This window comes from Flavobacterium sp. GCM10022190, from assembly GCF_042656445.1.
GTDB classification, from domain to species: Bacteria; Bacteroidota; Bacteroidia; order Flavobacteriales; family Flavobacteriaceae; genus Flavobacterium; species Flavobacterium nitratireducens.
Map to the genome: position 1 here is coordinate 472,663 of NZ_JBHSOQ010000003.1, position 12,644 is coordinate 485,306.

12 protein-coding genes are annotated in these 12,644 nt (G+C 31.2%); 9 read left to right on the top strand and 3 right to left on the bottom strand.

The features are described from left to right. Positions 1-21 precede the first annotated feature (21 nt). The 3 genes from ACFPTQ_RS12085 to ACFPTQ_RS12095 are packed head-to-tail and all read right to left on the bottom strand — an operon-like array spanning position 22 to position 5,275. The gene (locus ACFPTQ_RS12085) at positions 22-1,989 is read right to left on the bottom strand and encodes a protein-disulfide reductase DsbD family protein (RefSeq protein WP_379777787.1); all 1,968 of its coding nucleotides are present in this window, start codon (positions 1,987-1,989) and stop codon (positions 22-24) included. Positions 1,990-1,997: 8 nt separating this feature from the next. Next, positions 1,998-2,444 carry a protein-disulfide reductase DsbD domain-containing protein gene (locus ACFPTQ_RS12090; protein ID WP_379777788.1) on the bottom strand — a complete coding sequence of 149 codons (447 nt, stop codon included), beginning with the start codon at positions 2,442-2,444 and terminating at the stop codon, positions 1,998-2,000. 8 nt (positions 2,445-2,452) lie between these two features. Then, positions 2,453-5,275, bottom strand: coding sequence for a M16 family metallopeptidase (locus ACFPTQ_RS12095; RefSeq protein ID WP_379777789.1), 2,823 nt, complete (start codon positions 5,273-5,275; stop codon positions 2,453-2,455). Positions 5,276-5,798: 523 nt separating this feature from the next. Between ACFPTQ_RS12095 and ACFPTQ_RS12100 the strand changes: the two genes are divergently transcribed. The 9 genes from ACFPTQ_RS12100 to lpxD all read left to right on the top strand — a co-directional run bounded on the left by ACFPTQ_RS12100 (position 5,799) and on the right by lpxD (position 12,395). Next, entirely contained in the window at positions 5,799-6,572 is a 774-nt protein-coding gene (locus tag ACFPTQ_RS12100; RefSeq protein ID WP_379777790.1) for a Rossmann-like and DUF2520 domain-containing protein, read from the top strand. Beyond that, positions 6,556-7,083 (top strand): KdsC family phosphatase, encoded by a 528-nt coding sequence (locus ACFPTQ_RS12105; RefSeq protein ID WP_379777791.1) that lies wholly within the window; start codon positions 6,556-6,558, stop codon positions 7,081-7,083. Before ACFPTQ_RS12100 ends, ACFPTQ_RS12105 begins: the two co-directional genes overlap by 17 nt. A gap of 115 nt (positions 7,084-7,198) precedes the next feature. Beyond that, complete coding sequence (locus tag ACFPTQ_RS12110; protein WP_379777792.1) at positions 7,199-8,128, top strand: geranylgeranylglycerol-phosphate geranylgeranyltransferase; 930 nt, start codon at positions 7,199-7,201, stop codon at positions 8,126-8,128. Beyond that, positions 8,118-8,702, top strand: coding sequence for a Maf-like protein (locus tag ACFPTQ_RS12115; RefSeq protein WP_379777793.1), 585 nt, complete (start codon positions 8,118-8,120; stop codon positions 8,700-8,702). The genes ACFPTQ_RS12110 and ACFPTQ_RS12115 overlap by 11 nt, the downstream gene beginning before the upstream one ends. Before the next feature lie 5 nt (positions 8,703-8,707). Next, the gene (locus ACFPTQ_RS12120; RefSeq protein ID WP_379777794.1) at positions 8,708-9,238 is read left to right on the top strand and encodes a mechanosensitive ion channel domain-containing protein; all 531 of its coding nucleotides are present in this window, start codon (positions 8,708-8,710) and stop codon (positions 9,236-9,238) included. A gap of 98 nt (positions 9,239-9,336) precedes the next feature. Beyond that, complete coding sequence (locus tag ACFPTQ_RS12125) at positions 9,337-9,645, top strand: hypothetical protein (RefSeq protein WP_379777795.1); 309 nt, start codon at positions 9,337-9,339, stop codon at positions 9,643-9,645. Positions 9,646-9,798: 153 nt separating this feature from the next. Next, positions 9,799-10,254: a hypothetical protein gene (locus tag ACFPTQ_RS12130; protein ID WP_379777796.1), complete on the top strand. Its 456-nt coding sequence runs from the start codon at positions 9,799-9,801 to the stop codon at positions 10,252-10,254. A 414-nt stretch (positions 10,255-10,668) separates the two neighbouring features. Then, on the top strand, positions 10,669-11,181 hold the full coding sequence (locus tag ACFPTQ_RS12135; protein ID WP_379777797.1) for a hypothetical protein: 513 nt from the start codon (positions 10,669-10,671) through the stop codon (positions 11,179-11,181). A 215-nt stretch (positions 11,182-11,396) separates the two neighbouring features. Next, on the top strand, positions 11,397-12,395 hold the full coding sequence (gene lpxD, locus ACFPTQ_RS12140) for a UDP-3-O-(3-hydroxymyristoyl)glucosamine N-acyltransferase (RefSeq protein WP_379777798.1): 999 nt from the start codon (positions 11,397-11,399) through the stop codon (positions 12,393-12,395). Positions 12,396-12,644: the final 249 nt, after the last annotated feature.

Below are 12,644 nucleotides of genomic sequence, written 5' to 3' on the forward strand. Positions count from 1 at the left end.
AAAACAAAAAACTAATGGAATTTATTTTTTAAATTTTGCAATACCATCATGTAACCAAGTATGATAAGTTGCTACATCTGGTGTATAACCTACTGGTTCAATCAATGTATTTTCTTGATGATCCATTAAAACATAAAACGGTTGCGAATTAGCCTTGTATTTTAAAGTTTGTAATTCACTCCATTTTTGTCCAATGTATTTTAATTGTTTACCCGGTTGTAATTTTGATTCCGTAATTTCATTTGCTTCTAATGGACGTTTGTCATCAACATACAAGGAAATCAATACCACCTTATTTTTAAGGATTTCTATAATTTCTGGTTTAGGCCAAACATTTTGTTCCATTTTTCTACAATTTACGCAAGCCCAACCTGTAAAATCTAACATTACTGGTTTGCCTACTTTTTTGGCATAAGCCAAACCTTTATCATAGTCATCAAAAGCTAAAATATCGTGAGGTGCCAATAAATGTGCGCCTTCAGGAATTTCGGCAACTGCTGCTGTCCCTCCTCCTGCTTTAGAATAACCTACTCCATATGGTGATTCGCTATACTCCTGCGGTGGTGGAAAAGCACTAATTAAATTTAAAGGTGCTCCCCAAAGTCCTGGTATCATATAGATTGTAAATGATAAAACAACTAATCCTAAACTTAATCTACCAACAGAGATATGGGTTAATGGGGAATCATGTGGTAATTGTATTTTTCCAAAAAGATAAAACGCCAATGCTCCAAAAACAGCAATCCAAATTGCAAGGAAAACTTCTCTTTCTAATAAATGTGACTGCAATACTAAATCAGCTTGTGAAAGGAATTTGAAAGCTAAAGCTAATTCTAAAAATCCTAAAACCACTTTTACAGTATTTAACCATCCTCCCGATTTAGGTAACGAATTTAACCATCCAGGAAAAGCAGCAAAAAGTGCAAAAGGCAATGCAATAGCTAATGAAAAACCAAACATTCCAATAATTGGAGCAATTCCTCCTTTAGAAGCGGCTTCAACTAACAAAGTTCCTACAATAGGTCCTGTGCATGAAAAAGATACAATTGCTAAAGCCAAAGCCATAAAAAAGATACCAATCATACCTCCTCTATCAGCTTGAGAATCTACTTTATTAGCCCATGAATTAGGCAACATAATTTCAAAAGCACCCAAAAATGACACTGCAAACACCACTAATAGGATAAAGAAAATAATATTAAACCAAACATTAGTAGCTAAAGCATTTAATGCATCTGCACCAAAAATACTAGTTACAGCTGTACCTAATAAAACATAAATAAATATGATACAGATACCGTAAATAATAGCATTTCTAATACCTATTGCTTTGTTCTTACTTTGTTTTGTAAAAAAACTTACCGTCATAGGTATCATTGGGAACACACATGGTGTTAACAAAGCAGCAAAACCAGATAAGAAAGCAATGAAAAAGATAGACCAAATTCCCTTTGGCGTTGAATCATCAGCTGTTTTAGCATCATTAACATCTGTTGTTTTCGCAACTTCTGAAGCTACAGCTTGCTCCGCTAAAGTAGCTTTAGTAAGATCAAATGACAATTCAGCTTCTTTTGGATCTAAACTTTCCGTTCCATTACTGGCTACATATTCTAAGTAAGTGATAATCGATTTTACATCGCCTTGCGTTTCTATTCTCTGTTTAAAAACAGCCTCTTTTTCAAAAGATTTTAGCGATAATTTAAAAAAGGGATCTTCACTAGTATTTCCACCTTCTTCTACAGTATTCCCTACAATTTTAAAATTACCTGCACTATCATCATAGGTAAAACTGGTAGCTGTAGGTCCTCCTTCAGGAACTTCCTGAGAATAAATATGCCAACCTGATTCAATTGTAGCCTTAGTTACTAAATCATATTCGGTAGCAGAAACTTTTTCAACAGTGGTTTTCCATTTTACAGGTTCTGAATTTTGTGAATTTCCAATAAATGTATAAACGAATGCAACTAATGCAAAAAGGAATTTTTTCATCTATTCTTTTATTTTATACTGAATTCTAAATCTTCTTCAGTAGGAGGCAAACATCTTGAATCGTCGCAAACCATATATTCTACAGTAGCTTTAACTTTAAGTGGTGCTTTACCTTTTAATTTAATACGTTGTTTAAAAGCAGCTTTGTTTTCGAAATATTTAATTTGCATTTCAAAAATAGGATCTTGTACTGTATGTCCTTTATCTTCTGATGTAATTCCTTTTTTAAGATAATTTGGATTTCCAGCAAAAACAAATTTCGTAGGTTTTGGTCCATTCTCTGGAATCGTTTGAGAATATAAATGCCATCCTGGTTTTATTGTCGCAGTAGCTACTAATTCGTATTCGGTTGCTGATATCTTATTAACTGATGTTGTCCATTTAACTGGTTTCAATACTTGAGATTGCCCAACAAAAGCAATCATAAGAGCGAAAAATAATATAACTCTTTTCATGTTTGTAATTAATTTAGATTATTGATTTTAGGTTTAAATACTATTTGATAGGTTTTATTTCCGCTAAGAATCTTCTTAGCCATTTCTTGAATATCTTTATCAGTCATACTATTTACGATGTCTACGAAATTTTTTGGATCGTCGATATTTTGATTGTATCTAAAATATCTTGTCAACAATTGCATATCATAACTATTGTTATTTTTTTCTTGCTCGCGTTCTTTGATAAAGTTTACTCTTGTTTTATTTAAATCACTCGCATTAATTGTGCCATTAGCTATTTTTTGCAATTCTTCTTTTACGATAACCACTAATTTATCTGCCATGTCAGGATTACAGTCAAATGAAAAACTTACATAACCCATTGCATCTGGTTCTCTAACAAAACTAGCATAAGCTCTAGGACTATACGCTCCACCTTCTGCTTCTCTAACTGTTTCAGTAACTCTAAGTTGTAACATATCCCCTAAAACATCCGTAAAAATTTCATTTTTGATGGTGTAAGGTAGATAATTTTTATAAAAAATATTAACTGAAGCTTTTGGATCCTCCATTGCAATGTAAATATCTCTATTTATGTTATCTGAAACCCATTGTGCATAATTTTTCTTGAACGTTTCTTTTGTATTTTTTGTTGGAATACTAGCTATGTATTTCTCCAAAAGAACTTTTAAATCCGACTCTTTAACATCTCCTACAATAAAAAACTCAAAATCAGATGCATCGGCAAATCTATTATTGTATACTTTTTGGATTTTGTCAAATGAAATAGCATCTACAAACGCTTTATCAAAAATACGTTTCTTAGGATTGTTTTTTCCGTAAACAGAAACAATCAAACTATCTCTCATTTTTTCACCAATATCAGCACTTCTTTTAATCAAATTATCATTTAAGTTATTAACAAGTACTTTATAAGCATCAGCATCAAAACGTGGTTTTACAAAGTTAAGATGAACCATTTGTAACATAGTCTCAACGTCTTTAGTGCTTGAACCTCCTGAAAGCGATTCACTAAACTCTCCTAGATTTAATTTTAGGTTAGCCATTTTACCTGCTAAAACTTTTGACAAATCAGTTGCATTGTAATTACCTAATCCTGACATCTGAATTAAATTAGTCATTACCGAAGCCGATGGTAAATCTTCATTATTTAAAAGTGAAGTACCTCCGTAACTCATCGCATTTAGTGACACGACATTCTTTTTCTTGTCGGCAAATTTGTAATGTACTTTTATGCCATTGCTTAAAACAAAAGTGGTTGCTCCTACTTTTTTATCATTTTCTATCTTACTGATAGTTCCAGCTTTAATATCTAAATCAGAAACTAAGGTTTTTCCATCAAATGCTTCTGTATATGGTTCTAAAGAAGAATTATTTTCAACATTGTTAATAATATTGTTAGCTTTTTCTTCTGTTAAATTGTCTTGACCCTCTACTCCTACCACACTTAAATATCTATTATTTTTAGTGTACAGTCTTTTTAATGTATTATGAATTTCATCGGCTTTAATATCCTTGAGAATTTCTTTTACAATCTCATATTCCTTAACAATATCAGTAATTGTTCTATTTTCTAAGTAATTATCCTGTATACTATTTTCGATACTTTTATGACTGGCATCGTCTTTCTTCGCAATTTGATTTTCGTAAGAAGATTTAAACATCTCAATCATTCTGTTTATTTCAGACTGGGTATAACCAAATTTAACCGCTCTATAGATTTCGGTAAAAACCTCGTTTAATGCCTCTGCTTGCTTATTGGGTTTAGGGCTAATTTCTAAACTAAAGGTTTTTGTTGTTCTAGTAAAATTACTATAACTTACATCTGCACCTAAGAATAAAGCTTCTGGTTTTTGTGCTTTTTCGCTAAGTCTAGAAGAAAGCATCCCCATTGCCATATTCTCTAAAAGAGAACGTTTTAAATCGCCCACCGTTTGTGGTTCTAAAGAATTTTTATGACGAATACCAAAATTAATAGAAGTTGATTTTACTTCAGGATCCATCCCGAAACTAAACAACATATCTTTATTTTCTGGAATGTCAACTAAATATCTTTTTATAGGATTTGTAACTGCTGGAATCTTAGAAAATTTATCAATAATTTGTTTTTCAATGTCAGCAGCATTAAAATCTCCAATAATAGCTATCGCCTGTAAATCAGTACGATACCAATCATGATAAAAATCTCTAAGTGCTTTGTATTTAAAATTTTCAACTACTGACATCAAACCTATTGGTAATCGATCTGCATATTTAGAGTGATTAAAATAAATTGGGAATGAAATTTTAGACAAACGTGCATAGCCGTTTTGTCTAGTTCGCCATTCTTCTTTAATAACACCTCTCTCTGCATCAATTTCTTCATCTGCTAATAACAAATAATGTGACCAATCAAATAATACTTGTAAACACGTATCAACTAATCCATCTTTAGTAGGAATATCATTCAAATTGTATACTGTTTCGTCAAAACTAGTATAAGCGTTTATATCTTTTCCAAATACAGCTCCATGCTTTTGTAAGGTGTTTAAAATCCCTTTTCCAGGAAAATGTTGAGTCCCATTAAATGCCATGTGCTCTAAAAAGTGAGCCAAACCTTGCTGATCTTCATTTTCTAAAATAGAACCTACATTTTGAATAATATAGTAACTAGCTGCACCTTTTACGACCGCTGTACTCTTGATATAATAAGTCATTCCATTAGGTAATACTCCTTTTTTAATGGATTGATCTACCGGCAATGGATCCGAATAATTTAAGGATTGTGATACTGCCTCAAATGGCTGTAAAAGAGTAAATAAAAAAGATACGATTAATAGTTTTTTCATAAAATAAGTTGTCTAATGTTGTTGAAAATTTACAATCCGCTTTAATTCATTTTCCAAAAGTATTCGCAAAAATAATCATTTTATGTTAAAAAAAATTTAAAATAAAACTATATAACCCCGATAGAATTAAAGAATATTTAAAAAAATAACATAAAAAAACTGAATTTATCTACAATTTTAAACAAAAACAAATAATAATTCATTACTATAATTAATTCATTTTCTACTAACTTATTAAAAAAATAACAACGTTATAAATCATCTTAAAGCATGACAAAAAAACAGCTACTAAGTCTTTACTAAAACAATAACACTTTAATTTACAAACTATTATATTCCACCAAGACAAATCATTATTTCTTCATTCAAAAACTTTTAATCGACTTGCGTATTTCTTAACAATAATTTGAAAAAAAACAAACGAACAATTCCATAATTATTTTTCCCATTAATTTTCTTTTGGACAGCAATTCAAAAAAATATTCCAAAACTTTTCAATTTTTTTTTTGCTAATTTTACGCTTATGATTAAAATATGTATAATTGGCTCTGGAAATGTAGCGCAACACCTAATAACTACATTTCAAAATCTTGAGAAATCAGTGAATGAAATTGAGCTGATTCAGGTATTTGCAAGAAAAAAAGAAAATCTTGTACATTTACTTCCATTAGAAAAAATAACCGACGATTTTAATACATTAGTAGAAGCTGACATATACATCATTTCGGTTTCTGATGACGCCATTGCTACTGTTTCCGAAAAGCTTCCGTTTAAGAATCGCTTGGTTGTTCACACTTCTGGAAGTATGCCTTTTAACATATTATGCAACCATAATCGAAAAGGCGTATTTTATCCATTACAAACATTTACTAAAGGAAAAGCGGTAAACTTCAAAGAAATTCCTATTTGCATTGAAAGTGAAAATAGTACTGATTATAAAATAATAGAAAGAGTAGCTAAAATGATTTCAAATGCTGTTTTTGCTATCAATTCTGAACAAAGAAAAGCCTTGCATGTTGCAGCCGTTTTTGTAAATAACTTCACAAATCATCTATACGCTATTGGTAAAACAATTTGTGAGGAAAATCAAATTCCATTTGAAATTCTAAAACCTTTAATAAAGGAAACCATTTCAAAATTAGAAAACCTTACACCTAATCAAGCCCAAACAGGACCTGCGATACGTAATGACCAAAAAACAATCGAAGCACATGAAGCTTTTTTAGAAAATGAAAATCAATTAAATATTTATAAAATCCTAACACAATCTATACAAGATAATGGCAAAAAGTTATAAAGAATTAATGAACGACATCACAACATTTATCTTTGATGTCGATGGGGTACTTACTGACGGATCTGTATTTGTAAACAACGATGGTGAAATGCTACGAACAATGAATATACGTGATGGCTATGCGCTTAAAGCAGCTGTAGAAAGTGGATACAATGTTTGCATCATTTCAGGAGGTAGCAACGAAGGAGTTCGAGTGCGTTTACGTAATCTGGGAATTAAAGATATTTATTTAGGAACACCAGACAAGGTAGAAACCTTTGATCAATATATTGATATTAATCAAATTCAACCAGAGCAAGTACTTTACATGGGAGATGACATCCCAGATTATCATGTGATGCAAATTGTAGGTTTAGCAAGCTGCCCTCAAGATGCTGCTCCAGAAATAAAAGGAATATCAAAATACATTTCACATAAAAATGGCGGAAAAGGAGCTGTTCGTGATGTAATTGAACAAGTAATGAAAGTCCAAGGCAAATGGATGGCAAATTTTAATGGAAAACATGATTAGATGGTAGAAGGCAGAGAGCAGAATTTAGATTTCAGAATTACTAAACAATAATCTTCTAATTTCTAACTCCTAACTCCTAACTTCTAACTCCTAACTTCTAACTTCTAACTTCAAAATGAACTTCCTCAACCTCATCCGTTACAAAAACCTTTTGATGCTTGCTTTCATGCAACTGGTTTTAAGGTATGGTTTTTTAAAATTACAAAAGATAGATTTGGCGTTAGCCCATTGGCAGTATGCTTTATTAGTATTAAGCACGGTTTTAATAGCAGCAGCAGGTTATGTGATCAATGATATTTTTGATCAAGAAACCGATCTAGAAAACAAACCTAATAAAGTTATTGTAGGCAAAAGTATTTCTGAAACTAAAGCATACAACATATATGCTTTTTTGAACGTTACTGGCGTTGTTATAGGGTTTTATTTGGCAAATGTAATTATGCGTCCCAATTTTGCTACCATCTTTGTATTTATAGCAGCTACGTTGTACATTTATGCAAGCAGTTTAAAACAGATGCTACTAATTGGGAACATTGTTGTAGCCTTATTATTAGCCTCAAGTGTAGTAATAATTGGAATCTTTGACATTTTCCCTGCAACAGATTATTCTAATCAAAAAGCAATGGGAAGCTTATTTTCTATTCTTTTAGACTACGCTATTTTTGCCTTTATGATTAATTTAATTAGAGAAATGGTAAAAGATTTAGAAGATTTTGAAGGCGATTACAAACAAGGAATGCAAACATTAGCTGTCGTTTTAGGTGTTCAAAAAACTACAAAATTTCTTTTTGTACTGAACTTTGCCCCAATTATTGCTTTACTATTTTATGCTAATAATTATCTCATTCCAAATCATTTAGTAGTTGCCGCGATTTATAGTCTACTTTTTGTTTTAGGTCCGCTTATTTATTTTAGCATCAAAATATGGAGCGCCACATCTAAATCCGATTTTACCCTTTTAAGTACGATTTTAAAATGGATTTTATTTTTTGGAATTTTATCTATTCTAATTATTTCTTTAAACATACAATACAATGCTTCGTAATAAACTCAAAAAATACCAAATCATTTTAGCTTCGGGTTCTCCTCGAAGACAACAATTTTTCAAGGATTTAGATTTGGATTTTGAAATTCGATTAAAAGAAATCGAAGAAATATATCCTGCTGAACTCAAAAGAGAAGCGATTACCAATTATTTGGCAGCATTAAAAGCAGCTGCATTTGAAGGCGATTTAAAAGATAATGAAGTATTGGTAACTAGTGACACTTTGGTTTGGCATAATGAAAAAGCATTAGGAAAGCCAAAAGACAAACAAGATGCCTTTGCTATTTTAAAATCATTATCCAATGCAACACATGAAGTAATTACCTCTGTTTGTTTTAAAACCAATACCAAAACAGATGTGATTTACGAAATTACCAAAGTTACTTTTAATGAATTAAGTGATGATGCCATTGCATATTACATTGAAAATTACCAACCCTTTGATAAAGCAGGAGCCTATGGTATCCAAGAATGGATTGGATTTATTGGTGTAGCAAAAATAGAGGGTTCTTATGCCAATGTCATAGGATTACCTGTAGATAAAGTTTATCAATATTTTAATAATCTAAAATAAAAGATATGAAGTTTTTTGAAGAACATTCTAATGAAATCATAATCAGTGGAGTTGTTATCGTTGTAGTAGCCATTTTAAGGGTCATTTCTACCAAAATAGTTCGTCGATTTGCTAAAACTTCAGATAGAATCGAACATCGAACGAATTTGGTCATTAAATACATTCATCTCCTTATTAATATTTTAGCCTGTATCGCTTTTATTATCATTTGGGGAGTGAGAGCAAAAGACATTGTACTAGCCGTTTCGTCAATCGCTACTGTTGTGGGTGTGGCTATGGTTGCTCAATGGTCAATTTTAAGTAATATTACATCGGGCGTAATCTTGTTTTTTAATTTCCCTTTCAAAATAGGTGATACTATAAAAATTCACGATAAAGATTTCCCTGTTATTGGTGAAATAGATGACATTTCAGCATTTTATATTATACTTAAGACTACTGACGGAGAACAAGTAATTTACCCCAATAACCTTTTATTCCAAAAAGGGATATCAATAATTCAAAACAATTTTGAAGAAAAAGAATTTACTGATTAAGTAAATTCCGCATAATAATAGACACAATCAGCACGTAATACATTATAAATCAGTACATTTATATAAATAACTGAATTTTTAATTTAATAACACCTATTATGAAAAAGCTAAATTTTTACTTGATTGCCTTGATTGTATCATTAAGTGTACTCCCGATGAATTCCTATTCAGCAGAAAAAAATGCAACAGCAAATCCAAAAGAGATTCCTGCAGAAGTACAAAACATGCTCAATAGATTAAACGAAATTAAAGAAATGGACAAATCTAATTTGTCGTCTGCTGAAAAAAAAGAATTACGTACCGAAGTAAAAACGATTAAAAAGAATTTAACAAAATCTGGTCAAGGCGTATATCTTTCGGTAGGAGCCATTATTATTATTGTTCTGTTACTAATTTTATTACTTTAAAAAACAAAAACATAACATATTAAATATCAGCTGTTTTACTCAGGTAAAACAGCTTTTTTTGCTGTATACCTAAGCCAAAATATATTTTTTTGGCACAGTTATTGGCTAGCACTTAGTAAGTTCAAATGTCTAATATTAAAAAAAATAGAAATTATGAAAACTATAAAATTATTTATCGCAGCCTTTATATTATTCGCTACAACTTCTCAAGCACAAGTTTCTGTTAATGTAAATATTGGTGCACCACCAGCATGGGGACCAGTTGGATATTCAAATATTGATTATTATTATTTACCAGATATTGAGTGCTATTATGATATTCGTCTTTCACAATTTATTTATTTTGGAAACGGAAGATGGATACACTCAAGAAACTTACCTGTAAGATACCGTAATTATGATTTATATCGCGGATACAAAGTAGTTTTAAATGACTATCATGGTAGAAGCCCTTATGTATATTTTAAGAATCATAAAGCTAAATATTACAAAGGTTATAAAGGGAAACCACAAAAAAATATCGGATATCACCATGACAACGGTAATCACAAAAACCACAAAGGAAATTGGGGTAAACATAATTCCGATCACGGACATAAAAATCGCTAATTTTAAAACTGATTATAATAAAAGAAACGCTAAGGGCGTTTCTTTTTTTTTTACCATTTTTAAAAAGTTAATATAATGTTAAAAAAATAAAACTGGCACATAAATTGAAAACATTTATACAAGATTAATGTAAAAATCAAGAACTGTATAAAACGGTAAAGAAGTGTCTAAAAAAAAGTAATGGTAAATTATTAATCTATAGCAAATATAGACTAAACAAGTATTTAATCCCTTTTTATATATTTTAAAAAAAACAAAAAAAGCTATGAGCGTTTCTTTAATATTAAAAAACCATTTTTCTTAAAAGTTAAAACAATGTTAATAAAAAATAATTGGCACACTACTTGTAAATACTTAAATAGAAATAAAATTTAAAACAATTAAAACCCCAAAATAACTTAAAATATAGAAATCATGAGAACTTTTAAATTAATCGCAACAGGAATCATTTTATTCGCAGCAGCTTCTACTTCTCAAGCGCAAGTTTCAATTAATGTAAATGTAGGAGCACCTGCAGTTGTTGTAAGACCAGCGTGGGTACCACAGAACCATGTAAATGTAGATTTTTATTATTTACCTGATGTTCAAGCCTATTTTGATGTAAACGCCTCTTTATATGTTTACCTAAATAATGGTAATTGGTGCCGTTCAAGATATTTACCAGCACATTACAGAAACTACGATTTAGTTCATGCACGTCGAATTGCATTAAATGGTTACCATGGTAGCAGACCTTATACCTACTATAACTGCCATAATGAAAGATATGATAATCGTTACTACAAAAAAAGATATGTAGAAGGACGTTACTACAATGATAGAAGATACAATGATAGATATGCCGATAATTACAGAGGATATCGCGACAGAGATAATGACAGAGACGACGATCGCAGAGGAAACCACTACGGACACAGAAACAGATAATGTATTAAATAATAAAACAACAAGCCATCTTAAGATAAAAATTAAGGTGGCTTTTTAAATTAATACCTATCAAAATGAGGAAACATTTGATGATTTCTTAATAAAAATCATAAAAAAAAGATAAATTATTCTCATGAACAATCAAATGTTTAGGTTTCTTAAATTAGAATCCCTTTATTTGGCACATCTATTACAACTAAAGAACCAAAAACAGTATGAAATCCTACTCTATTGAAGAAATAAACGAAGTCTTACAAGGCGTAATTATTGGCAGCACTTCGCAAAAAATTATCGCAGCTGAACAGCTCGAAATAGCCAATGATTCGCAAATTTCTTTTATAGGCAACAAAAAATATGAAAAACTTTGGGATACATCAAAGGCTTGTGTAGCGGTTGTTAATGAGGACATCGCTATTGAGCCAGGTGAAAACCGAGCTTTTATCAAAGTAAAAAATGCCGACCTAGCAATGTCTCAAGTATTAGAACTTTTTGCACCAACAATGCCAGAATTTCACGTAGACATCCACCCAACAGCAGTAATCGATGGTTCTGCCTTTATTGGAAATGGAACTAAAATTGGCGCAGGATGTTACATAGGACCAAAAGTAACTATTGGTGAAAATAGTATTATATACCCAAACACTACCATTCTTGACGAATGCACCATCGGTAAAAATACCATAATATGGTCGGGTACCGTAGTTCGAGAACGTTGCCACATAGGTAACCATTGTATTATTCATCCTAATGCTACTATCGGAGCTGATGGTTTTGGTTTTAGACCTTGCCCGGAAAGAGGTTTGGTAAAAATTCCACAAATTGGTAATGTAATTATTGGCAATCACGTTGAAATTGGTGCTAATAGTTGTATCGATAGAGGAAAATTCAGCTCTACAATTGTGGGTGATGGCTGCAAAATTGATAATTTAGTGCAAATAGGTCACAACAGTAAACTGGGGAAATTTTGCATCATGGCTGGAAACAGTGGTCTTGCAGGATCTGTAACCTTAGGAAATGGTGTTATCATTGGCGGAAGTGCTTCGATAAAAGACCATACCACTATTGGTGATAGAGCAGTAATTGGTGCCGGATCCGGTGTTACTTGCGATATCCCTGCTGGAAAAACCATGTTAGGTTATCCTGCAGTTGAAGCTCGTGATGCCTTAAAACAATGGGCTATTTTAAAACGACTTGTAAACGATTCCAAGAAATAATATTATTTTTTTTATTTTTTCCGCAAATTTTCAAATTAAAACCTTGAGAATTTGCGGTTATTTTTTTCCACTTCTAACTCAGAAAATCTTACATAAAAAAAAGAGTTTTTCAAAGTTTAATATCTTTCATCGGTGTAAATCAGCTAAATCTGTTTTATCTGTGTTCCAAATAAAAAATATTTCTTTTTCCTGTAAAAATGGATTAATGGTTTTGTATTTTAGCTTTAAATTTTCCCAAACACAATTTCA

Coding starts and splice junctions, on each gene's coding strand:
- ACFPTQ_RS12105 (WP_379777791.1), top strand. CDS start 6,556: ATGGCAAAAAGTTATAAAGAATTAATGAACGACATCACAACATTTATC.
- ACFPTQ_RS12085 (WP_379777787.1), bottom strand. CDS start 1,989: ATGAAAAAATTCCTTTTTGCATTAGTTGCATTCGTTTATACATTTATT.
- ACFPTQ_RS12130 (WP_379777796.1), top strand. CDS start 9,799: ATGAAAACTATAAAATTATTTATCGCAGCCTTTATATTATTCGCTACA.
- lpxD (WP_379777798.1), top strand. CDS start 11,397: ATGAAATCCTACTCTATTGAAGAAATAAACGAAGTCTTACAAGGCGTA.
- ACFPTQ_RS12135 (WP_379777797.1), top strand. CDS start 10,669: ATGAGAACTTTTAAATTAATCGCAACAGGAATCATTTTATTCGCAGCA.
- ACFPTQ_RS12120 (WP_379777794.1), top strand. CDS start 8,708: ATGAAGTTTTTTGAAGAACATTCTAATGAAATCATAATCAGTGGAGTT.
- ACFPTQ_RS12125 (WP_379777795.1), top strand. CDS start 9,337: ATGAAAAAGCTAAATTTTTACTTGATTGCCTTGATTGTATCATTAAGT.
- ACFPTQ_RS12115 (WP_379777793.1), top strand. CDS start 8,118: ATGCTTCGTAATAAACTCAAAAAATACCAAATCATTTTAGCTTCGGGT.
- ACFPTQ_RS12110 (WP_379777792.1), top strand. CDS start 7,199: ATGAACTTCCTCAACCTCATCCGTTACAAAAACCTTTTGATGCTTGCT.
- ACFPTQ_RS12100 (WP_379777790.1), top strand. CDS start 5,799: ATGATTAAAATATGTATAATTGGCTCTGGAAATGTAGCGCAACACCTA.
- ACFPTQ_RS12095 (WP_379777789.1), bottom strand. CDS start 5,275: ATGAAAAAACTATTAATCGTATCTTTTTTATTTACTCTTTTACAGCCA.
- ACFPTQ_RS12090 (WP_379777788.1), bottom strand. CDS start 2,444: ATGAAAAGAGTTATATTATTTTTCGCTCTTATGATTGCTTTTGTTGGG.